This window comes from Lederbergia lenta NBRC 16444, assembly GCF_001591545.1.
GTDB lineage: Bacteria > Bacillota > Bacilli > Bacillales > Bacillaceae_C > Lederbergia > Lederbergia lenta.
Window position 1 is genome coordinate 17,048 of record NZ_BCVC01000011.1, and the last position, 20,025, is coordinate 37,072.

The following is a 20,025-nucleotide window of genomic DNA, read 5'->3' on the forward strand; positions in this document are numbered from 1 at the left end:
CTCCTATGCTTAGATTAAAATAGACATCTTTATTTAAAGAGATGTCTATTTTTCTATTATATTATAGTGGATAGAAGGGGAAGGTTGATGAGAAAGACCTATGAATTTGAAGCAATCATACAGAAACTTGATGGAATGAATGCAGCAAATATTGAATTTCCTTATTTTATAGAAACTGAATTTGGAACGAAAGGCCAAGTGAAAGTGAAGGTCTGCTTTAAAGACTATGAGTATAGAGGCTCGCTCGCGAACATGGGATTAGAATATCATTGTATTGGAGTAGTCCAGCGAGTTCGACAAGCAATTGGTAAACAACCAGGTGACAGAATAAAGGGAAGGATGTATCGCGATACCGAGCCTAGGGGTAGATTTACCTGAAGAGTTTGCTATCATTTTAAACCAAAGTTAAGTTGCTTATCATTATTATAATAGCTTGTCTTACAGCTGACATAAGGCAAATGCTAAGAGTGCAGAGACAAAGCAAAGAAGATTAGAAAAGGCCATTCACTTGATAGAAAATAAAGTGAATAGCCCATTTTAATGCGGAAAAGAGATCAAAGATTTACCTAGGAGATAATCCACACATTAAAAATTGTATCGTTCTTTCCACTTCTACACATTCATCCCAACCATCCTCGGGAGCAATGACATACTTGGTTGCGAAAAGACCAAGAGCTGTTGAAGCCGTTAATCGAATTACCGTCTCGCTAGGCAGATCAATGATTTGTTCCTTGGCTTGGTAATATTCAATGATTTCCTTAAAGCGTGTTAAGACTCTAATGCCAATATGCTCAATAAACTGTTCTTTTAACTCAGCATGAAAAGGAATCTCTTGGATTAAAATACGAATGATTGGCAAATTTTCTTGAAGAAACTTTGCACGATTTTCAAGCATTGCCCGTAAAAAATCCTCGAATTTTTCATAACGGTGATCTAATACTTTATTTAAATCCTTCATGATAATAGGGGCCATTAACTTTACCATCATTGGAGAAACGATCGACAATAGTAGATCTTTCTTCGTTTTATAATGTCTGAAAATCGTTCCTTCCGCTACTCCAGCTTTTTTTGCAATTTCACTTGTTGAAGTAGCAGCGAACCCTTTCTCGGCAAATGCTTCAGTTGCAGCGGCTAAAATGTTCTTTTGCTTTTCTGTTAAGCCATCTTCTTGGATGAATAATTCTTTTAAGTTCAGTTCTTGTTTAGACATTTGAATCTCCTTTATGCCTTATATACTAATTAATATTAATACATGATGCAATAGCATTCCTTTTATATCTTTCTATACTTCCGGAGTGCCAAGATATTTAATGTCATAAATAAAATAGAGAAGCCGATTAAAGCAAGGATATCTATATAGATATCTCCCCACCCATATCCTCTTACCATGACATTCCTTAATGCATCAGCAGCATAAAATAAAGGAGTGAATGGTCCGATCCAACTCAGCCATTTAGAGATGGTTTCTAAATTAAATAATCCAGAAAAGAAAATCTGTGGGATAACAATAACTGGAATAAATTGCATCATTTGCAGTTCATTATTAGCAAAAGCAGATAATAAAATACCGAGTGTGAGAGCTGTTAAAGAGAGTAGTAAGGTAATCAGTAAGACATAAGCAAATGCACCCTCCATGGCCATCCCAAGCACATAAATGGCATACGCAGCAATGATTGTAGATTGAATCGTCGCAAAGATACCAAACCCAAGTACATAGCCAATTACGATTTCCCACCTTCGTAAAGGGCTAGAAAGGAGCCTTTCAAGGGTCCCAGTTGTGCGCTCGCGTAAAAATGAAACGCCAGCGATAAGAAATACAAAGAAGAAGACAAAGAATCCAAGCAACACAGGTCCGAAGTAATCAAATTGTCCTAATTTGCTAGAACCATGTAAATAGTCAATTTTCAAATTAGCGTTAGAATCATTTATTTGGCCCGCTGGTAAAGAAGTTTGCAACCATTGCAGTACAGACCCATTTACAGCTGGATCGCTACCTTCAAGAAAAATAGCTGGAGTCTGTTTTTCAAACATAAGATAGCCATCTAGGTCCTGATTAGCTAAGTCTTTTTTTGCCTCGTTTACATTGCTGTATTCTGAAATTATTGCATTCTCGAAGCTTATCTGATCCGTAATTACTTCTGAGATATTGACTAATCCAATTTTCGGAACGTAATCATCGCCATTAAATACTAAATGCATCATTGTTAAGACAAGGATGGGAGCGAATATAAGCAATCCCATTGTGCGTTTATCTCGCACGATTTGGCGTAGGATTCTTATAACTAAAGCAATAACTCTCATGAGTGAGCACCTCCATAGATAAGAAAGGCTTCTTCAATTGAATCAGTATTTGTTTTTGTCTTAAGTTCATTTGGAGTTCCTACTGCAATAAGTCGTCCTTCACGCATAAGGGCTAATCGGTCACATTTATCCGCTTCATCCATGACATGAGTAGTCACAATTAGGGTCGTCCCTTTTTTCTTTAATTCATAAAAGGCATCCCAAATGCCTTTTCTTAAAACGGGATCGATGCCAACTGTAGGCTCATCTAGAATCAACATCTCAGGCTCGTGAAGAAGTGCAATTGCCAGTGAAAGTCTTCTTTTCATGCCACCAGAGTAGTTAGAGACTAACTTAGTAAGATGATTTGAAAGTTGGACGAGCTCCATTACTTCTTTTATTCTTCGAGATTGTTTCACACCCTTTAGTCCATATAAAGTAGAGAAAAATTGTAGATTTTCCTTGGCGGACAGTTCTTCATATAAGGCATCAGATTGAGCCATATATCCAATTTTGTTTATGAGACTTAATGTTGGCATTTTTTCTTGGAAAATAAAATTTTCACCCGATGTAGGGGTATCTAGTCCAGATAACTGCTTTACTAATGTAGTTTTTCCAGCACCTGATGGTCCGAGAAGTCCAAATATTTCACCTTTGTTAATTTCCAAGTTAATATCTTCTAATACTGCATGTTTACCGAAGTTCTTTGAGACATGCCGAATAGATACGCAAGTTTTTTTCATTTAATTCACCCCTTTACAATAGTGAGTAATCACTCACTATTATAATAAAGCCTATGCTATAATCTGTAAAGTAGTGACTCAATGTTATCTTAACGCGAGAGTAATACTTGGATATATACTCTGATTGGCTTAATATAAAAGAATATTGTTAAAATAAAAGATGAGGTGAAGTTAATGAAGATCGTTGCAATTGTTGGTAGTATACGGGAAGACTCTTATAATAAAAAGCTTGCTTCCTTTATGAAGGAGCATTTTAAAAATAGAGTGGAGATCGCAATTCTGCCGATTGAAGAGATTCCTATGTATAATCAAGATAATGAACTTATGCCTCCTGACATTGTAAAAGATATTAAAAGTAAAATTGCTGCTAGTGACGGGATGTTAATTGTAACACCTGAATATAATCATTCAATTCCCGGTGTGTTGAAAAATGCAATTGACTGGTTTTCCAGGGTAGACAAAGTAATGCATAACAAGCCAGTAATGATTGTTGGTGGGAGTGGTGGAGCATTAGGAACAGTACGTGCGCAAATGCAACTTCGGCAAATCTTGAACGCGCCGGGAGTATCAGCACTTACATTACCAGGTAATGAGGTATTTATCGGATCAGTTCATGAAAAGATTGATGAATCTGGGGACCTAATTCACGAACCTACTATCGAATTTTTGGATACAGTTATGGAAAAATTTATGGATTGGATTCAAAATAATAATAAATGATTATATGAAAGCATGCAGCATATCTGTGTGCTTTATTTTTTGTTTAAAATCTTTTCACATAGCCTTACTTCACAGTAATTTCAGTCAGCTCATCATTGATAGCAAATATTTTCACGTTGCATTCTCTATGCCGAATCCACCCAAACAATTTAAATATTTTTCAGGGTAATTTTCAGCATCGTATTTTGTTTCAAAAGCACCGACTCTGTCTGCTTCCATATATTCCCTATTCACTATTCTCTTCTCCTTATTTAGTTCGTACTGATATGTTTTTCACGAAGAATCTCTTTAGGATCACACGAATCAGCTGAAAGCTCCTGCTTGATAAAAGAGTCAAATTGGTCCTGTTTTATGTCGTACACCATTTTAATTATTTTTAAAAATAATAATTTCTCATTTAGATTATTAGAGAGTTGGGATGTATGCTCTCCATTTGAATCGGCTTTAAATCTGTTATGCAGAAAGCTTAGCGTCCGTTTATTCGAAAATAGATTGGGTAAAATATAATGTAGGTCATCTTTCAGGAGGGAATAGGAATGAATGCAACATATGAGTCATGCATAAAGGCTTGCCTAGAATGTCTGGAAGCATGTAATCATTGCTTTGACGCATGTTTACAAGAAGATGTTAAAATGATGGCGGACTGTATTCGGATGGACAGAGATTGTGCGGAAATATGCGCATTTGCAGTAAAAGCCATGCAAACAAACAGTCCATTTGTAAAGGAAATATGCCAATTATGTGCCGATATTTGTGACGCATGTGGGAACGAATGTAAAAAGCATGATCACAATCATTGTCAGCGCTGTGCTGAAGCTTGTTTCAAATGTGCGGAGGAATGCCGGAAGATGGTAGCTTAATTATTTCTAAATATATATATGTAAAAGGTAGTACTTGTTTTTCACTGATATTAATAGTGGAAAACAAGTATTTTTTTGTTTAGTACCTACTAGTAAAAATAACCAAAACTATAGGAAATAACAATCTTATCTTTACAATCTATTAATATCCCATTAATAATCGCCCTGTACAATAAATCTACAACCGCAGGAAAGAAAGGGGAAAAAGATTAGTGGCTAAAAAAATGATGTTTTTTATGATTACTTGTGTATTGCTTTTATCTGCATGTTCATTTAGCGAAGATAAATCGGTAAGTGCCGGAGAAGGACCGGCTGGTGAGTTAACAGTTTATACAGCTATTGAAGAAGAACTCATCCCACTATATCTAGAGTCGTTTAAAGAAAAGTATCCAGATATTGATCTGAAAATTGTTAGAGATTCCACGGGTATCATGACCGCGAAACTTCTAGCGGAGGGTGAAAACACAGAAGCCGATGTTATTTGGGGACTTGCAGCTTCAAGTTTACTCACACTAGATAATAAAGATATGTTAAAAGAATATTCACCAAAAGGTGCTGAAAATATTAAGGAGGCCTTTAAGGATAAAAATGATCCACTTAAATGGACCGGGAATGCGGCATACATGACAGGTATTGTTGTCAATACAACAGAACTGAAAAAGATGGAACTACCTATACCAAAAACGTACGAGGATTTACTAAATCCTGAATATAAGGGATTGCTTGTTATGCCCCACCCTGCGTCAAGTGGTACCGGCTATTTAACCGTGAATGCTTGGCTACAAATGATGGGAGAAGCGGAAGGATGGGCATATATGGATAAGCTTCATCGCAATATTGGTACATACACTCATTCTGGTTCAAAACCGGCAAAGATGGCTGCAACAGGTGAATTTCCGATTGCTCTTACTCTCGTCTATACAGCTGTTCAAATGAAGGAATCAGGAGCGCCCGTTGAAATTGTATTACCAGAAGAAGGGCTTGGATGGGATGTAGAAGCAAATGCGCTAATTAATAAAAGTAATCAAGAAAGTGAAGAGCTAGCAAAAGTCTTTCTTGACTGGGCAATTGAAGAGCAAGTCATGAAAAAGTATTTTGAAGCAAATGGACATACAACAGGAAATAGCCAATTTGAAAAATCTAATTTTTTCCCAGAAAATATTGAAGAACAGATTTATAAAGATAATGACTTATATTGGGCAGCGGAAAATCGTGACTCTATCTTAAAAGAATGGGAAAAGAAATATGGTTCAAAAGCGGAAGTCGAATAAAGAGGGAGAGATAGTGATGGCGAAGCCGCTACGTATTGATTCAGTAATGAAAAAGTATGGAAATACAACGGCGTTAACAGAAATACAACTGGATATACAAAAAGGAGAGTTTGTCAGTTTACTTGGCCCAAGCGGGTGTGGGAAGTCAACATTGCTTCGAATTATTGCTGGTCTTGACGCTCCAACAGCTGGTAAGATCCGTATGAATCAAGTGGATGTAACAACAAACTCTCCGGCATCAAGAAATATTGGAATGGTTTTTCAGTCATATGCGCTTTTTCCAAATATGACCGTGAAAAAAAATATTGAATTTGCTCTCAAACCGAAGAAATTATCACGAAAGGCAATAAACCAAAAGGCAGAGCGAATGCTTAAAATAGTTGGGTTATCTGATCTATCACAAAGGTTTCCTCAACAATTGTCTGGAGGACAGCAACAAAGGGTGGCATTAGCAAGAGCACTGGTTACAGAACCAGACTTTTTATTACTCGATGAGCCGCTATCAGCATTGGATGCCAATGTCCGTCATCAGCTCCAACAGGAAATATGCCGCATACACAATGAACTAGGAATGACGACAATTATGGTTACGCATGATCAGGAGGAAGCGTTGACGATGGCAGATCGAATTGCTGTGATGCATAATGGCCAGATCGTTCAGTATGATACACCGCAAAATATTTATCATTACCCAGCAAATTCATTTGTTGCTTCTTTTATAGGCACGTCAAATCGTATCGAGAAAGGCGGAAAAACACTCATTGTTCGTCCGGAACAATTTTATATATCGAATGAGTGGTCTGGCGTGGAAACAACTATAGAATCAATGATGTTCAAAGGAGCATTTTACCGGCTAGATGTGAATGTCATTGACAAGACGTCATCGTATTTGGCTAAGAAATTTATCGTGGACCTTCCCTCAAGTACAGTAGATGTGGAAGAGATTCAGCCTGGTAAACGATTATATCTGTCATTACATCAATCTAGCCTTACTTCTTTGAAGGAATTAGTCATATGATGTCGGTATTATCGCATGCGAAGGTGAGGAGAGGAACAGTTTCACTATATCGTCCACTCCAAATTACAATTATTTTTGTATCATTTGTCATTCTACTGATTTTACCGGTGTTATCACTTTTTTCGGAGGCTGTGAAAAATCCAGATGGTACATGGGCGGGATTCGGTCAGATTGTTAATTATTTAAAAAATCCCGCGTTACTGCAAAGCATACAACATTCTCTGACAATCGCATCATGGACAACAGTGTGCGCGCTCTCACTTGGTTTTTTATATGCTTTTACTATATCGCGCACAAATGTAAAGGGAAGAAGATGGTTGCTTGCCTTTGCGATGCTTCCCTTATTTGCACCAACGATGATGCACGGTATTGGGCTTATTTATTTATTTGGTCGGCAGGGGATTGTGACGACAGGCTTATTTGGATTGTTACCGGGAATAGACATTGGGTTATACGGACCGACTGGTATCATTATCGCAGAAACAATTTATACATTTCCCCAAGTCGTTTTACTATTGTATGTGGCGTTGCGCCAATCGGATCAAGGTCTTTATGATGCGGCAAAGACGATGGGAATTAGTCCAATCGGTCGATTAGCAGGTATTACATTGCCAAGCATTAGGCTTGCTCTCATTAGTGCTGGGATGGTGGCATTTACCCTCAGCTTTACCGATTATGGGGCACCTAAACTCGTAGGTGGTCAATACAATGTTTTGGCTACAGATGTGTATAAACAAGTAGTTGGCCAACAAAACTTTTCCCTTGGTGCCATCGTTGGTATATTGCTAATGATCCCAGCATTGGTCGCATTTGTAGTGGACCAAGCTGTTTCGCAAAAACCGACATTTCAATTGAACGCGAAGGCGAAGCCACTTGAAACAAGTAAACACAAAGTTCGTGATCTATTATTTGGCGGCTTTGCCTATGGAACTTCCTTTATCATTTTAGGTTTGTTTGTAATGATAGCATTTGCTTCGGTGACGCCGATTTGGCCATATTCACTTGGTTTTACATTGGAGCGTTTTACTTTTAACAGCTACACAGGCGATGGATTCAATGTTTTCTTTAATAGTTTGTTCGCATCTCTTGGGACAGCAATAATTGGTACGATATTCGCTTTTTTATTTGCTTATTGGCTGCAAAATGGGACTTTTTCCCGTCGGCTGCAAAACATGGGTCATTTTATGAGTTTGCTTCCGATGGCTGTACCTGGACTGGTAATCGGAATTAGTTATGTACTGTTTTTTAGTAAACCTGAGTGGTCATTTTTCCATATAAAAGTTCCAAACTTATTACACAATCTATATGGAACAATAGCGATTATCATCGTATCATCGATTCTTCATTTTTTCTCTGTTACATATATGACTGCAAGGACAGCAATTAAAAAGCTAGATATGGAATGTGAACAAGCGGCTAAAACCTTTGGGATTGGACGGATTACTGTATTCTTTCATTACATCATTCCGTCTTGTGCACCAGCATTATTAGAAATGGCCATGTATTTCTTTGTTAATTCAATGGTTACTATCTCGGCCGTTATCTTTTTATATACACCAGATACAAAGACTGCAGCGGTCTCTATTGTTAGTTTGGATGATGCAGGGAATATTGAATCAGCAGCGGCAATGGGAATGCTTATCGTGCTCGTTAATATTATTATCAGAGTAGGATATGAAGGCATTCTGCATTTTAATAGTAAAAGATTAAATAGAAAAGGAGAGGTTTCGTCATGAAAATCATTAAAGGGGTATTACTCGATTGGGCAGGAACGACGGTTGATTATGGATGTATGGCGCCAGTCAGTAGTTTTATGAAAGTGTTTAAAGAAAAAGGAATTTCAGTAACGATGGAACAAACGAGAAAGCCAATGGGAATGGCCAAAATAGACCATATTCGGACGATGCTAGCGATGCCGGAAATTAGAAAGCAATGGGAGGGTAATCTATCAGAAGCAGATGTGCATGAGCTGAATACTTTATTTGAAAAATATTTATTTGAAGAGCTACGTGAATACACAGATCCGGTGCCTGGAGCAACGAAAGCAGTCAACGAACTAAGGGAAATGGGTCTTAAAATAGGTACAACAACAGGGTATACACGTGAGATGATGCATATTGTTTGTGCAGGAGCCGCTGAAAAGGGATACGAGCCTGATGTAACAGTTACCGCGGATGATGTTGATGCAGGAAGACCGTATCCATGGATGGCTTATTATGCCGCGATGAAGATGGGGGTCTTTCCGATGAATAGACTTGTCAAAGTGGGCGATACAACAGTGGATATGAAAGAAGGGCGTAATGCAGGTGCTTGGACGGTTGGTTTAATATATGGTTCTAGCGAACTTGGACTTTCAGAAGCGGAAGTAATGAAATTATCAGAAAAAGAGCGTTCTATTAGAGAAGCGACAGTGAGAGAAAAGTTAATAGAAGCCGGTGCCCATCAGGTCCTTTTATCTATTAAAGACGTACCGAGCTATATTCGTGAACTAGATGAAAAACTATCGAAAGTGGTGGAATTATCATGAAACACTCTCTTTTATTAACACCTGGGCCACTGACAACAACAGAATCGGTAAAAAAAGCGATGCAGGGAGATTGGTGTACTTGGGAAGATGAATATAAAGCATTAACACGTAGTATTCGCCAGAAGCTTGTGGAAATTTCCGGTGGAGATGATCGATTCACCGCGGTTCTCATGCAAGGAAGTGGTACATTTTCAGTTGAAGCGGCAATAGGCACTTTTGTTTCGCAGGACGACCACATGTTAATTGGCGTAAATGGTGCTTATGGACGGCGACTTGTGGAAATAGCTGAAAGAATGCGTATACCATGCAGTACATTTTCTACAAGTGATACAAAGCAGCTTGACCCTGAATTATTAGAAACAATTTTAAAAAGTGATTCATCAATTACTCATGTTGTTTTCGTGCATTCAGAAACTACTTCAGGTTTGCTAAACCCCGCAGACGAGCTTTGTCGTATAGCGAAAAAATATGGAACGACAACGATTGTCGATGCGATGTCCAGTTTTGGGGGCATGAACATGTCGATTCAAGAGTGGGATATTGATGTACTTGTCTCAAGTGCAAATAAATGTCTACAAGGTGTCCCCGGTTTTGGGTTTATCATAGCAAATAGCTCCCTGTTATCAACAAGGAAAGATTGTGCACCATCACTATCATTAGACTTATATGATCAATTCGAAACAATGGAGAATGATGGAGGGAAATGGCGATTCACTTCACCGACCCATGCTGTCCATGCCTTTTCACGAGCACTTGAAGAATTAGATGAGGAGGGTGGGGTGAGTAAGCGAGAACAACGCTATCGTATGAATATGAATATACTTATTAATGGAATGAAAGAATTAGGTTTTCAGACGGCTATAGAAAAGGAGATTCAATCACCATTTATTGCATCATTTTTATACCCGGAACATGATTTTTCATTCGATTCGTTTTATAAGGCGTTAAAGAAGGAAGGATTTATCATTTATCCAGGTAAACTTACTGATCTTCCGGCATTTCGAATTGGCGTAATTGGTGACGTGGTAGGCTCAGATATGGTGCGTTTGCTTGATGCGATAAAAGCATATGTTGTAAGAGAGGAAGCTATTTCAATTTGAGTGGCTCCGAAAGTAAGTAAGTCGTTAATTAAATAAACGAAAGTAAATTACCGTTGATTTACGCTTCAGGATGTCGCTTTCTGGGGGCATGCAGTGGGCTTTCTCGCCGCAATGCTCCTAGCGGGATCTCTCCTGTTAAGCTGACCCTTCTCAGATTAGCCACCCTACGCTTAAATTAACTTTGTTTTCTTTGTGTAAAAATGATTTGTTCCCTTCATAAGCGCAGTTAGATTTTTATTAATGTCATTGAATAACCGAGTGTTTCTCAGCGCCTTTGTTGATATAGAAGATTTTTATCTTAAGAAGTATAAAAAAGTGCTTGTCCTTCACTATATTCGCTGAAGGGCAAGCACTTTGTTTATCCAATGGATGGATTTTTTTGTGATTGTTTTGTATAAAAACGATATAGAACAAGAGCAATAAGGGATAATACAATACCTGAAATATAAGGTAAACCAATTGCAATGGAAAAGAGCCATCCACCTAAAGGAGGACCGATAATTCTTCCAAGCGAATCGACGGAAGATAGTAATCCAGTTGCACTACCATGTCCAGCTGTCGAGGTTTTCGTTAATAGAGAAGAAACACTTGGGCGGATGACCCCATTTCCAATCCCGAAAATCGTTAAAAATATTGCTGCAGTCGTAAAGCTATCGACGAATAGAATAAGACCAAAGCCAATCGCAGAAACGACAATTCCGATTTGAATGACGAATCCTTCACCAAATTTTTTGGTCATCCTACCGACTAATCCACCTTGAACAAAGGCTCCTGCTAATCCCATAATCATAAAGATATAACCTAATTTTACTGTTCCTAGTCCGGCCTTTTTAGCCGCATAATAAGCAAAGGTTGCTTCTAATCCTGATAAAGATAAGGATATAAATAATTGCAACATGAACAAAATAGATAGCGACCCACTCATTGCCTGCCATAATGAAGCTTTTTTCGAATCTTGCTGACCTCTATTTTCTTCTGATAAAGATTCCTTTAGAAGAAACCAGACAAGGAAAAAAGTAAGAAGCGATGAAACCCCTGCAATATAAAAAGGCATACTTAAACTAATTTTAGAAAAAACTCCACCAATAGCAGGTCCAAAAACAAAACCAAGACCTACAGCTGCCCCAACAACTCCCATTCCCTTTCCACGATCTTCCGGTGTCGTAATATCAGCTACATAGGCCATTACTGTAGGCATATTAGCGGAAGATAAAAATCCACCGATGATTCTAGCGGCAAAAAGCATCCACAGCGAAGAAGATATCCCCATTAAGAAAAATGAAAGGGCTAGACCAGAGATACCAATCATTATTACGGGCTTACGGCCAATTCGGTCAGAAATCCGTCCCCACATCGGAGCGAAAAGTAGCTGCATAAGTGAATAAACAGCCATGAGCATTCCTAATTGAGTAGGTGAGGCACCAATATTTTCAGCATAAAAGGGTAGTACTGGAATAATAATCCCGAAGCCAACCATGACAAAAAACATGACGGCAAATAAGATTGGTAAAGCTCTTTTTGTTTCTAACATAATAGTCACTCCGTTTCCCGAGGGTTGCTTGTTTCAATTAGTATTTGAATGGTTTCGGCTAAGAAAGATAGCTCAGCTTCCATCATCTTCTGTTTATGACGAATGGCAATGTTCACACCATTACTATGATCATGGCTAGGTAACTGTTTGAGATTATCGTATTTAACCTGTAATTTTTGCTGTCTTGTTTGCAATGACGTAATCATTTGATCCGCAGGTAAATGATCGAGAAACATGAGACCGATATCCCCTTCATAAAAAACTGTTTCTGCAGATGTTAAATTATGTAATAACAAATGGTTAAACTGTTTTTTACCATTCTCATTAATGGAATATACTTTACGTGGTGGGCGGTTTCCATCATATTCAATAGAAACATCAATATAGCCCTCCTTGCTCAACTTATCTAGCAAGGAATAAGCAGTTGCCTTTTTCATATTTGTAATGAAGGTAAGGTTTTTTTCAATAAAATCATGTATTTGATAACCATGTTGGCTTTGTGTCATGAGTAACCCTAAGAGAAGTAAAGTACGATGTTCCATGGTAGCCTCCTTTATAGCGGAATCCATATGTAATTATAATTAGTAGGAGTATGAATAGTCAACTTCTAACTATTAGTAGGTTATATATCTAAATGTAAGAATACTCTTAATAAAAATCCCCTCATTAGTAAAGTTCTATCTGTAAAGTAAGGAAGAGAGGGACAGTAATGACGAGTGCCTTCTTGGAAAGTAGATTTTTATAGATAAGAAGTGCTGAGCTTTATAAGAAGAGTATAAAAAATGGTTACTTTAAATGAGAAGGGGAGTGCAGAATTAAATTGTGACCAACGGTTATCAACAATGATGGGGGGATTTCTGGAAGGTGTGGAAGTTGTATCTATTTATTTAAGCGTCTGGTGTGATTTGGGCTTTCAATGGAGCGCCAGAAAAGATGGTTATGATCTATGCAAATATATGGTGCTCATCTTTTGCCATATCACTGGGTATATCAATCATCCATATATAAATACATGGTGATTATATCCCAGTTGCTTCTTCTGCTTTAGGATACATATTAAGTGAAACAACGATGTTTATATTACCTGTATTTGTATTACTTTGCGTCATTATATTTGCTATAAAATTACATAGTGAATATAAAGATAAATAGTCACTAGATAAAAATAATCCTCACAGCATGGACTGAATACTGTGAGGGTTGTTTTTTACTTTTTTCCTTCCTGTTTTTCAAGCAAATTAACATAGTTCCATAACTTAGAAGTAAGTTCCCGTGCTTCTGATTCATGAGCTGTTCTCGAAAAGTCTTCACGTAAAGGGCGAATAATCGTTTCAATTAAGAAGAGCTTTGGCTGTTCTTCTTGTAATTCATCCATTAAAAATTGCAGATATTGTATATCTCTTGGATGTGCTTCATTCTCAATCCGCTTATAAAAATCAGCAAGCATTTCAAGTAATTGCTGTTTCGTTTGTGCTTGCGATTGTACGTTATCAGGTGTATCAGAAAATGTATACTTATCAAGCATCATATCTTTTGTATTAATCATACTGAGAACGATCGCATCCAAACGGCGAATCGTGAAATGAATAAGTTTTGGAATATCAATTTCTTCTTTAGAGCTAGCGGCACATACATGAAGCATCTGTTGTAATATCCCAACTGTCATTACTGCGCAATCCAAGGAATAAGGAGCAACTTCGTCTCCGTATACATCTACAAGCCTATTGGAGAGCCAGAAAAGCTCAGCAAGATGATGTTTTTTGACGAAAGCTCTTAAATCATGATCTCCAGAATGGAAAATTGTTTCAAATAAAGGAAGAAGTTTGTGTTCGCGATTTACTTGCATACGAACAGAAATTTGTTCAGCAAAAACTTTTTTATCTGATATATCTTTACCGATAAGCAATTCCCTGCGTCTTATACTTGCATCATCATGTGCTTCTTGTAATATAGCCATAATGCATTCACTTTTTGATGAAAAATAATTATAAAACGTCCCTTTGGAAATTTCGGATTCCTCCAAAATATCTTGTATGGATGTGGCTGAATAACCTTTTTTCACAAAAAGCTGTTTTGCTGTTAATAAAACATGTCGTTTACGATCATTCATATAATCACCTTTATACTGTCAGTCTATTTATATTTTAACCTGTATATCTATAATTATCAATCTTATATAATAAAATTCATTTTATTTCTTGCTTTATTTGGACTACAGGTATAAAATATGAAAAGTGATGAACAGAGAGTTTACATTTTATATGTATCGAGTGGAGGAAGATAGATGGATATACAAAAAATGCATGAAAAACCGCCTTATGGTATGATAGCCATTCTTTTTTTCGGGGCGTTTATAGCATTATTAAATAATACATTGTTAAACGTTGCTTTGCCGACAATTATGGTCGAGTTTGACGTGAAGCCATCGGTTGTACAGTGGCTCACGACTGGATATATGCTAGTTAATGGAATTTTGATCCCAGCGAGTGCATTCTTTATCCAGAAATTCACGAATAGAAGATTATTTCTAACAGCAATGACGTTATTCACGCTTGGGACACTACTTTCGATGATTGCTCCGGCATTCGGTGTGCTTATTGCTGGACGGATGATTCAAGCTAGTGGTTCAGCGCTGATGATGCCACTTCTTATGAATGTAATGCTCACTGCGTTTCCAGTAGAACGTCGAGGCACGGCAATGGGGATTTTTGGACTCGTGATGATTACAGCTCCGGCGATTGGACCTACTCTGTCAGGTTGGATTATTGAGCATTATGAGTGGCGTGTGCTATTTGGCATCGTTTTACCGTTTGCAGTTCTTACAATTGTTTTTGCGTTCTTTAAATTACGTAATATTACACCAAATCGCAATATGAAGTTAGATTTTTTCTCACTCATTTTATCAAGTATTGGTTTTGGAGGCTTACTTTACGGTTTCAGTACAGCGGGAGATAAAGGTTGGGGCGCTCCGATAGTGTACGGAACAATTATTATTGGGGCAATTGCTCTTATTACATTTATTCTTCGTCAACTTCGGATGGAAGATCCAATGTTGGAATTTAGAATATATAAATACCCGATGTTTGCTTTATCGTCAGCTATATCGGTTGTCCTATCTATGGCTATGTTCTCTGCCATGATATTAACGCCGCTGTATGTTCAAACAATACGCGGTATTTCACCATTACATTCAGGACTCCTTATGTTACCGGGTGCACTGGCTATGGGGATTATGTCGCCAATTACTGGTAAATTGTTTGATAAGTACGGCGCTCGGATCTTGGCGATCATCGGTCTTACTATTACAGTAATTACTACTTTCTACTTAAGCAAACTCAATATGGATTCTGGTTATTATTACATTATGCTCATTTATACAGCACGGATGTTTGGAATCTCTATGGTTATGATGCCTGTTATGACAAATGGTTTAAATCAGTTACCGATGGCCGCGAATCCGCACGGAACTGCGATAAACAATACATTGCAACAAGTATCCGGTGCGATCGGTTCGGCATTGTTATTAACAATTATGGATAAGAGAATAGAAACAACTGGTGCAGAACTAGCTGCTGACGCAGCTGCAGCTGGCAATGCGCCAACCAGTGCTGAAGGTCTTGCAGCGCTGAAAGCAGAATTGGCAAGCAAAGCTATGCTAGATGGTATAAACCACGCATTCTTTGTCTCGACTATCGTTGCGGTTGTTGCTTTACTATTAACCTTCTTCATAAAACGTGTAACACCACCGAAATACGAGGCACCCATTTCCGAAGAAAAGGAACCGAGCACTACTTAATTGGATTTATTTCTATAAAAAGCGATTCATCTCTTTTACACGAGATGAATCGCTTTTTGATTAGCTTTAGATGTTGCTGATGAGTTAGATTTCCTCTGTTAATGCAATAAGCTCATCAACTAATTCGCCAATATATGCAATTGTGTCTTTTAATGGTTGTTCTGTAGAAATATCAACACCTGCCATTTTAGAAAGTTCGACTGGAGATTTAGTTCCTCCAGCCTTTAATACATTTAACCAATCATCTACTGCAGGCTGACCTTCTTTTAAAATGCGTTTGGAAACTTGTGTGGAAATAGTGAGACCTGCGCTGTATGTGTAAGGGTATAGACCCATATAATAATGTGGTTGACGCATCCAAGTAAGTTCTGCACCTGGTGAGATCTCTACGTCATCTCCCCAAAATTCTTCCAACACATTTCTTTTCATTTCATTTAAAATTCCGGCATTAACGCTTAGTCCTTCATCAATGCGTTCGTATACTTTTCTTTGATAAGCAGCTTCTAATAAATGGGTAACGAAATTATGGTAATACGTTCTTGCGACAATGGAAGAAATGACCCAGCGTTTAAATCTTGGATCATCTGAGTTTTTCAATAAATGATTGGCCATTAGCATTTCATTCATAGTTGATGGAGCTTCAATAAAATATAAAGATGGACGCGCATTAAAAACATTTTGTTCACGGTTGGCATTGTAAAAGTGCCCAGCATGTCCTAGTTCGTGAGCTAATACAAATACCTCGTTCATTCTGCTGGACCAAGAAATTAAAATATATGGGTGATTGCCATAAGGGCTTGAACAGAACGCACCTGTCGACTTGCCTTGATTTTGAGCAAAGTCAATCCACCTTTCTTCATAAGCTCGATTGATCATGTCCAAATAATCATTACCGAGAATAGCAAGCGCATCATCCATATATTTTTTAGATTCCACAATTGTTATTTCTGGTTCATATGTTGGATCTAATGAAATTTTTAAATCGGGAAAGGTCATTTTATCCAAACCATGCACTTTTTGCAGAAGTTTTGCGTATTTGCGCATATGTGGAGCTAGATCTTTCATGACTATATCAATTTGTCGATCATAAAGGGTGCGGTCTACGTCTTGATTGAACAATAAATAATCAAAAACATTATCATATCCGCGAAGATCAGCGGTTGTTTTTTCTAATTGGAGTTGCATGTCATATGTTTTTGCTGTTGTATGTTGGTAATCCTTTAATTGTTTTGAAAAAGCTTCGTATGCTGCGCGTCTTACGTCTGTATTTGATTCGCCTTCCCAATCGCCTTCAAATGTTACATAGCTTAATGGATAGCTTTTTCCATTCACTTCAAAGTCATCAAAAGATAAATCAACCATTTTCGTTGTGTTATAAAGCTCATAAGGGGCATCGAAAGTGGAAGAGTATGCGGCCAATGTTTTTTCCACTTCTGGGTGTAATTGATATTGTTTCTTTTGTATTAACTTTTCAAGATAGTTCTGAAATTCATTAGATTTCTCCATCGCTTTTTCAAGTGTTTCTACTGGTAATTCCAGTAACTCACTATCAACAAAGGATATGGAGCTCGATATTTTGGCTGAAATGGAACCAAATTTACTGGCTCGCATTTGCGCCTCATCATTTGCCTGATCGGTACTTAATGCTAAGTTGGCATAAGTGCCAATGGGAATCATCTTTTCAAAGATAGAAGCATAGCCTTCCAGTACTTGATTCACAGAGCTTGGATCCATGATATTTCCTTTGTATTGGTCATGGAATAGCTCTACTTCTTTGGTTAATTGAGATAAAGCTTCGCTATACTTTTCTTCCGTTGCAAATAAATCCTGTAAATTCCATGTTTCCTTGACACTAACCTCAGATCTTGAAGGTAAACCTTTAATCATGATCATCTCTCCTTATCATTTTCGGAATAATTATAATTATATCACTTCTATATGTAAGACTATGCAAAAAAATGATCTATTACTATTTCTGTAGTACTACCTTGACTGTCATAGTAGTGTGTTGTACATTGTAAATAGGGAGGTGAGGATGTGGTTCAAGGAAAACTATCCTCTGACCTGCTTCGCGGGCATACGGATACGATGATTTTAAAGCTTCTTCTTAGTGGAGATAAATATGGTTATGAAATTAGTAAATTGATTTTCGAGAGTTCAGGGGAACAGTATGAATTAAAGGAAGCGACGATGTATTCAAGCCTCAAACGACTAGAGAAGGAAGGAAGCATTAGTTCCTACTGGGGTGATGCGAGCCAAGGCGGACGACGGAAATATTACAAAGTTACATCAATTGGTGAAAGCACATATAAGCAAAATAAAAAAAATTGGGAGCAGGCAAAGCAAATTTTAGAGGAACTACTTTAGAAAGGATGATCAAACATGAACAAACAATTAAGAGAACATGTCCATCATATTTTTGCGCCATATCAAAATATAAAAACTGCCCAAGAGTTGGAAGAAGAGTTATTACTAAATCTAATGGAGAAATACGATGATCATAAACAAAAGGGATATAACGATCAAGAAGCTTACAGATTAACTATTGATTCAATCGGTGAAGTATCTGAACTCGTTGAGTCCATTAATCTTCAACATAGTGAGCTTGAACAGGCTGTCCGCATGGACTTTTCGAGACAACGACTATGGGATTCTGATTTCCGTTGTGTATCTGTTCACGATGGTAAATTTGATTCCAGTGATTTAAAGCATTCAGATTTTAGCCATTCGGATTTAACGAACAGTACATTTAAAAACAGTAATTTACAGGATTGCATATTTGAAGACGTCAATTTAACGGGTACTTTATTTAAAGGAACTAATTTAAAAGGTGCCAATTTTAAAAAATGCAATTATACTAAAACTCAATTTAAAGGCTGCAATTTGGCAGGCCTACAGTTTGAAGGGGAGACATTTAACCAAACAATTTTTGAGGGCTCCACGTTAAAAAAAGTATCTTTTCGTAATGCCACACTTAAAAACGTTCAATTTCGTATGTCTGACTTAAAGAAAATGGACTTTGAAGGCGCGATAATGGATAAATTAACGTACAACTTTTTAAAGGGATCTAAAGTGGATCTTAGTAACGTAACAATACTTTAAAGGAGGATCTTATCATGACCTTACCAATTGCGATCGTAGTATCCACCGCCATTATTTGTGTGACTGCATTTTTAACAGCTGTGACTTTAAAAGGAATGAGTATGGGAGAGTGATGCTAGATAGGGATTTTCCAAACAAAGAGCTAAGCACTTTGTTTGGAAAGTCCCTCTTTTGTTGCGCGCAATGAATCGCGACGACGAATAGGACGCAGTAATGGCTAATAAAGTCGTTGTAACCTCGAATAGAGCATGGATTAACAATTGGTGGAAGACACGAAAATGATGAAGGAATACTAAAGCACGGACAGTAAAGATAAAACTAGAAACCCTCACTTATAGAAGTGGAAGGCTTCTGTCGGGTACTGATAAATTAAAACAGTTGATATAGCTTGACAGCAATGTATGCTGCGACACTCCATATAATGATAGCGGAAATTTTATTTAATAGCGCTAAAAATTTTCCGGATTTATCGATATTTCCTACTGTCCTACCCGCGATGGCAAGACAGAAAAACCAAATCCAAGAAATAACAATACATGAAAGAGTAAACAAAGCCCTTTCTGCTCCCGTGTAGCTAAGTGAACTTGTACCAATCACGCCAATAGTATCAAGAATAGCATGAGGATTTAGTAAAGATACTGATGTGGCAAACATAATCTGTTTCCGAGGGGACAAGGCAGCTGTTTCCCGGCTTATATTTCCAGGATTGCTTTTCCAAATAGTCCACCCCATATAAAGTAAGAATAATAAGCCAATAGAAAAGAGTAATGTTTGCAGTACTGGAATAGTAAATACAATGACTGAGACGCCTAAAACTGCTAATAGAATCAGTAAGGTATCACAGAGTGAAGCAGTAATGATCATGGGAATTGCTCTTTTAAAATTTGGTTGTAGAGCTCCCTGGTTAAAAATAAATACATTTTGGGCACCGAGCGGAAGGATTAACCCGAATGCCAAGATAATCCCGTGAAAAAGTGCAGTTAACATAACGATCTCCTATGCGATTTAAATAATTACTAGTCACTTATTATAACATTAGGTACATTTATGGGCATAAGTAAAAGAGTAAAACACAAT

Annotated in this window: 21 protein-coding genes; 12 read left to right on the plus strand and 9 right to left on the minus strand. The window is 37.5% G+C overall.

From position 1 onward, the window contains the following. Positions 1 to 87: 87 nt before the first annotated feature. On the plus strand, positions 88 to 378 hold the full coding sequence (locus BLE01S_RS18490) for a DUF1905 domain-containing protein (protein WP_066145891.1): 291 nt from the start codon (positions 88 to 90) through the stop codon (positions 376 to 378). 184 nt (positions 379 to 562) lie between these two features. Here the strand turns inward: BLE01S_RS18490 and BLE01S_RS18495 are convergent, their stop codons facing one another. The 3 genes from BLE01S_RS18495 to BLE01S_RS18505 all read right to left on the minus strand — a co-directional run bounded on the left by BLE01S_RS18495 (position 563) and on the right by BLE01S_RS18505 (position 3,023). Beyond that, positions 563 to 1,210, minus strand: coding sequence for a TetR/AcrR family transcriptional regulator (locus BLE01S_RS18495; RefSeq protein ID WP_066145894.1), 648 nt, complete (start codon positions 1,208 to 1,210; stop codon positions 563 to 565). A gap of 62 nt (positions 1,211 to 1,272) precedes the next feature. After that, on the minus strand, positions 1,273 to 2,301 hold the full coding sequence (locus BLE01S_RS18500) for an ABC transporter permease (RefSeq protein ID WP_066145897.1): 1,029 nt from the start codon (positions 2,299 to 2,301) through the stop codon (positions 1,273 to 1,275). Next, positions 2,298 to 3,023, minus strand: coding sequence for an ABC transporter ATP-binding protein (locus BLE01S_RS18505; protein WP_066145900.1), 726 nt, complete (start codon positions 3,021 to 3,023; stop codon positions 2,298 to 2,300). Before BLE01S_RS18505 ends, BLE01S_RS18500 begins: the two co-directional genes overlap by 4 nt. A 174-nt stretch (positions 3,024 to 3,197) precedes the next feature. Between BLE01S_RS18505 and BLE01S_RS18510 the strand changes: the two genes are divergently transcribed. Further along, positions 3,198 to 3,743 carry an NADPH-dependent FMN reductase gene (locus BLE01S_RS18510; RefSeq protein WP_066145901.1) on the plus strand — a complete coding sequence of 182 codons (546 nt, stop codon included), beginning with the start codon at positions 3,198 to 3,200 and terminating at the stop codon, positions 3,741 to 3,743. Positions 3,744 to 3,854: 111 nt separating this feature from the next. Here the strand turns inward: BLE01S_RS18510 and BLE01S_RS21330 are convergent, their stop codons facing one another. Next, positions 3,855 to 3,977, minus strand: a complete 123-nt coding sequence (locus BLE01S_RS21330) for a hypothetical protein (RefSeq protein WP_274379921.1) — start codon at positions 3,975 to 3,977, stop codon at positions 3,855 to 3,857. Between the two features lie 302 nt (positions 3,978 to 4,279). On the opposite strand from BLE01S_RS21330, the gene BLE01S_RS18515 reads away from it, so the two are divergent. The 6 genes from BLE01S_RS18515 (at position 4,280) to phnW (ending at position 10,519) form a co-directional block, all read left to right on the plus strand. After that, complete coding sequence (locus BLE01S_RS18515) at positions 4,280 to 4,603, plus strand: four-helix bundle copper-binding protein (protein WP_066145907.1); 324 nt, start codon at positions 4,280 to 4,282, stop codon at positions 4,601 to 4,603. 224 nt (positions 4,604 to 4,827) lie between these two features. Then, complete coding sequence (locus BLE01S_RS18520; protein ID WP_066146056.1) at positions 4,828 to 5,874, plus strand: putative 2-aminoethylphosphonate ABC transporter substrate-binding protein; 1,047 nt, start codon at positions 4,828 to 4,830, stop codon at positions 5,872 to 5,874. Positions 5,875 to 5,890: 16 nt separating this feature from the next. After that, the gene (locus BLE01S_RS18525) at positions 5,891 to 6,892 is read left to right on the plus strand and encodes an ABC transporter ATP-binding protein (RefSeq protein WP_066145911.1); all 1,002 of its coding nucleotides are present in this window, start codon (positions 5,891 to 5,893) and stop codon (positions 6,890 to 6,892) included. Continuing rightward, complete coding sequence (locus tag BLE01S_RS18530; protein WP_231955875.1) at positions 6,889 to 8,628, plus strand: putative 2-aminoethylphosphonate ABC transporter permease subunit; 1,740 nt, start codon at positions 6,889 to 6,891, stop codon at positions 8,626 to 8,628. Before BLE01S_RS18525 ends, BLE01S_RS18530 begins: the two co-directional genes overlap by 4 nt. After that, positions 8,625 to 9,419, plus strand: coding sequence for a phosphonoacetaldehyde hydrolase (phnX, locus tag BLE01S_RS18535; RefSeq protein WP_066145914.1), 795 nt, complete (start codon positions 8,625 to 8,627; stop codon positions 9,417 to 9,419). Before BLE01S_RS18530 ends, phnX begins: the two co-directional genes overlap by 4 nt. Further along, on the plus strand, positions 9,416 to 10,519 hold the full coding sequence (gene phnW / locus BLE01S_RS18540) for a 2-aminoethylphosphonate--pyruvate transaminase (protein WP_066145918.1): 1,104 nt from the start codon (positions 9,416 to 9,418) through the stop codon (positions 10,517 to 10,519). The genes phnX and phnW overlap by 4 nt, the downstream gene beginning before the upstream one ends. Positions 10,520 to 10,877: 358 nt before the next feature. Here phnW and BLE01S_RS18545 read toward each other — a convergent pair whose 3' ends face one another. Both BLE01S_RS18545 and BLE01S_RS18550 read right to left on the minus strand, forming a co-directional pair. After that, the gene (locus BLE01S_RS18545) at positions 10,878 to 12,050 is read right to left on the minus strand and encodes an MFS transporter (RefSeq protein ID WP_066145921.1); all 1,173 of its coding nucleotides are present in this window, start codon (positions 12,048 to 12,050) and stop codon (positions 10,878 to 10,880) included. A gap of 5 nt (positions 12,051 to 12,055) precedes the next feature. Continuing rightward, a complete protein-coding gene (locus tag BLE01S_RS18550; RefSeq protein WP_066145924.1) occupies positions 12,056 to 12,592 on the minus strand; it encodes a PadR family transcriptional regulator in 537 nt (178 codons plus the stop codon). Positions 12,593 to 12,996: 404 nt separating this feature from the next. Here BLE01S_RS18550 and BLE01S_RS21495 point away from each other — a divergent pair, with 404 nt between their 5' ends. Next, entirely contained in the window at positions 12,997 to 13,098 is a 102-nt protein-coding gene (locus BLE01S_RS21495; protein WP_411825144.1) for a DUF7010 family protein, read from the plus strand. A gap of 159 nt (positions 13,099 to 13,257) precedes the next feature. Here BLE01S_RS21495 and BLE01S_RS18560 read toward each other — a convergent pair whose 3' ends face one another. After that, positions 13,258 to 14,160 (minus strand): TetR/AcrR family transcriptional regulator, encoded by a 903-nt coding sequence (locus tag BLE01S_RS18560; RefSeq protein ID WP_066145931.1) that lies wholly within the window; start codon positions 14,158 to 14,160, stop codon positions 13,258 to 13,260. A 174-nt stretch (positions 14,161 to 14,334) separates the two neighbouring features. Between BLE01S_RS18560 and BLE01S_RS18565 the strand changes: the two genes are divergently transcribed. Continuing rightward, the gene (locus BLE01S_RS18565; protein WP_066145934.1) at positions 14,335 to 15,846 is read left to right on the plus strand and encodes a DHA2 family efflux MFS transporter permease subunit; all 1,512 of its coding nucleotides are present in this window, start codon (positions 14,335 to 14,337) and stop codon (positions 15,844 to 15,846) included. Positions 15,847 to 15,930: 84 nt separating this feature from the next. Here the strand turns inward: BLE01S_RS18565 and pepF are convergent, their stop codons facing one another. Next, positions 15,931 to 17,733, minus strand: a complete 1,803-nt coding sequence (pepF, locus tag BLE01S_RS18570) for an oligoendopeptidase F (protein WP_082788823.1) — start codon at positions 17,731 to 17,733, stop codon at positions 15,931 to 15,933. Positions 17,734 to 17,883: 150 nt separating this feature from the next. Between pepF and BLE01S_RS18575 the strand changes: the two genes are divergently transcribed. Both BLE01S_RS18575 and BLE01S_RS18580 read left to right on the plus strand, forming a co-directional pair. Next, positions 17,884 to 18,213, plus strand: a complete 330-nt coding sequence (locus BLE01S_RS18575; RefSeq protein WP_066145937.1) for a PadR family transcriptional regulator — start codon at positions 17,884 to 17,886, stop codon at positions 18,211 to 18,213. A gap of 15 nt (positions 18,214 to 18,228) precedes the next feature. After that, positions 18,229 to 18,948, plus strand: coding sequence for a pentapeptide repeat-containing protein (locus BLE01S_RS18580; protein ID WP_066145940.1), 720 nt, complete (start codon positions 18,229 to 18,231; stop codon positions 18,946 to 18,948). A 369-nt stretch (positions 18,949 to 19,317) separates the two neighbouring features. Here BLE01S_RS18580 and BLE01S_RS18585 read toward each other — a convergent pair whose 3' ends face one another. Beyond that, positions 19,318 to 19,935: a LysE/ArgO family amino acid transporter gene (locus BLE01S_RS18585; protein ID WP_066145943.1), complete on the minus strand. Its 618-nt coding sequence runs from the start codon at positions 19,933 to 19,935 to the stop codon at positions 19,318 to 19,320. Positions 19,936 to 20,025: the final 90 nt, after the last annotated feature.

Excerpts from the sequence above, each read along its gene's own strand:
- BLE01S_RS18550 (WP_066145924.1), bottom strand. The coding sequence starts at position 12,592 with ATGGAACATCGTACTTTACTTCTCTTAGGGTTACTCATGACACAAAGC.
- BLE01S_RS18565 (WP_066145934.1), top strand. The coding sequence starts at position 14,335 with ATGGATATACAAAAAATGCATGAAAAACCGCCTTATGGTATGATAGCC.
- BLE01S_RS18490 (WP_066145891.1), top strand. The coding sequence starts at position 88 with ATGAGAAAGACCTATGAATTTGAAGCAATCATACAGAAACTTGATGGA.
- BLE01S_RS21495 (WP_411825144.1), top strand. The coding sequence starts at position 12,997 with ATGCAAATATATGGTGCTCATCTTTTGCCATATCACTGGGTATATCAA.
- BLE01S_RS18500 (WP_066145897.1), bottom strand. The coding sequence starts at position 2,301 with ATGAGAGTTATTGCTTTAGTTATAAGAATCCTACGCCAAATCGTGCGA.
- pepF (WP_082788823.1), bottom strand. The coding sequence starts at position 17,733 with ATGATTAAAGGTTTACCTTCAAGATCTGAGGTTAGTGTCAAGGAAACA.
- BLE01S_RS18505 (WP_066145900.1), bottom strand. The coding sequence starts at position 3,023 with ATGAAAAAAACTTGCGTATCTATTCGGCATGTCTCAAAGAACTTCGGT.
- BLE01S_RS18545 (WP_066145921.1), bottom strand. The coding sequence starts at position 12,050 with ATGTTAGAAACAAAAAGAGCTTTACCAATCTTATTTGCCGTCATGTTT.
- BLE01S_RS18580 (WP_066145940.1), top strand. The coding sequence starts at position 18,229 with ATGAACAAACAATTAAGAGAACATGTCCATCATATTTTTGCGCCATAT.
- BLE01S_RS18530 (WP_231955875.1), top strand. The coding sequence starts at position 6,889 with ATGATGTCGGTATTATCGCATGCGAAGGTGAGGAGAGGAACAGTTTCA.
- BLE01S_RS18525 (WP_066145911.1), top strand. The coding sequence starts at position 5,891 with ATGGCGAAGCCGCTACGTATTGATTCAGTAATGAAAAAGTATGGAAAT.
- phnW (WP_066145918.1), top strand. The coding sequence starts at position 9,416 with ATGAAACACTCTCTTTTATTAACACCTGGGCCACTGACAACAACAGAA.
- BLE01S_RS18515 (WP_066145907.1), top strand. The coding sequence starts at position 4,280 with ATGAATGCAACATATGAGTCATGCATAAAGGCTTGCCTAGAATGTCTG.
- BLE01S_RS18585 (WP_066145943.1), bottom strand. The coding sequence starts at position 19,935 with ATGTTAACTGCACTTTTTCACGGGATTATCTTGGCATTCGGGTTAATC.
- BLE01S_RS18495 (WP_066145894.1), bottom strand. The coding sequence starts at position 1,210 with ATGTCTAAACAAGAACTGAACTTAAAAGAATTATTCATCCAAGAAGAT.
- BLE01S_RS18520 (WP_066146056.1), top strand. The coding sequence starts at position 4,828 with ATGATGTTTTTTATGATTACTTGTGTATTGCTTTTATCTGCATGTTCA.
- BLE01S_RS18560 (WP_066145931.1), bottom strand. The coding sequence starts at position 14,160 with ATGAATGATCGTAAACGACATGTTTTATTAACAGCAAAACAGCTTTTT.
- BLE01S_RS18510 (WP_066145901.1), top strand. The coding sequence starts at position 3,198 with ATGAAGATCGTTGCAATTGTTGGTAGTATACGGGAAGACTCTTATAAT.
- phnX (WP_066145914.1), top strand. The coding sequence starts at position 8,625 with ATGAAAATCATTAAAGGGGTATTACTCGATTGGGCAGGAACGACGGTT.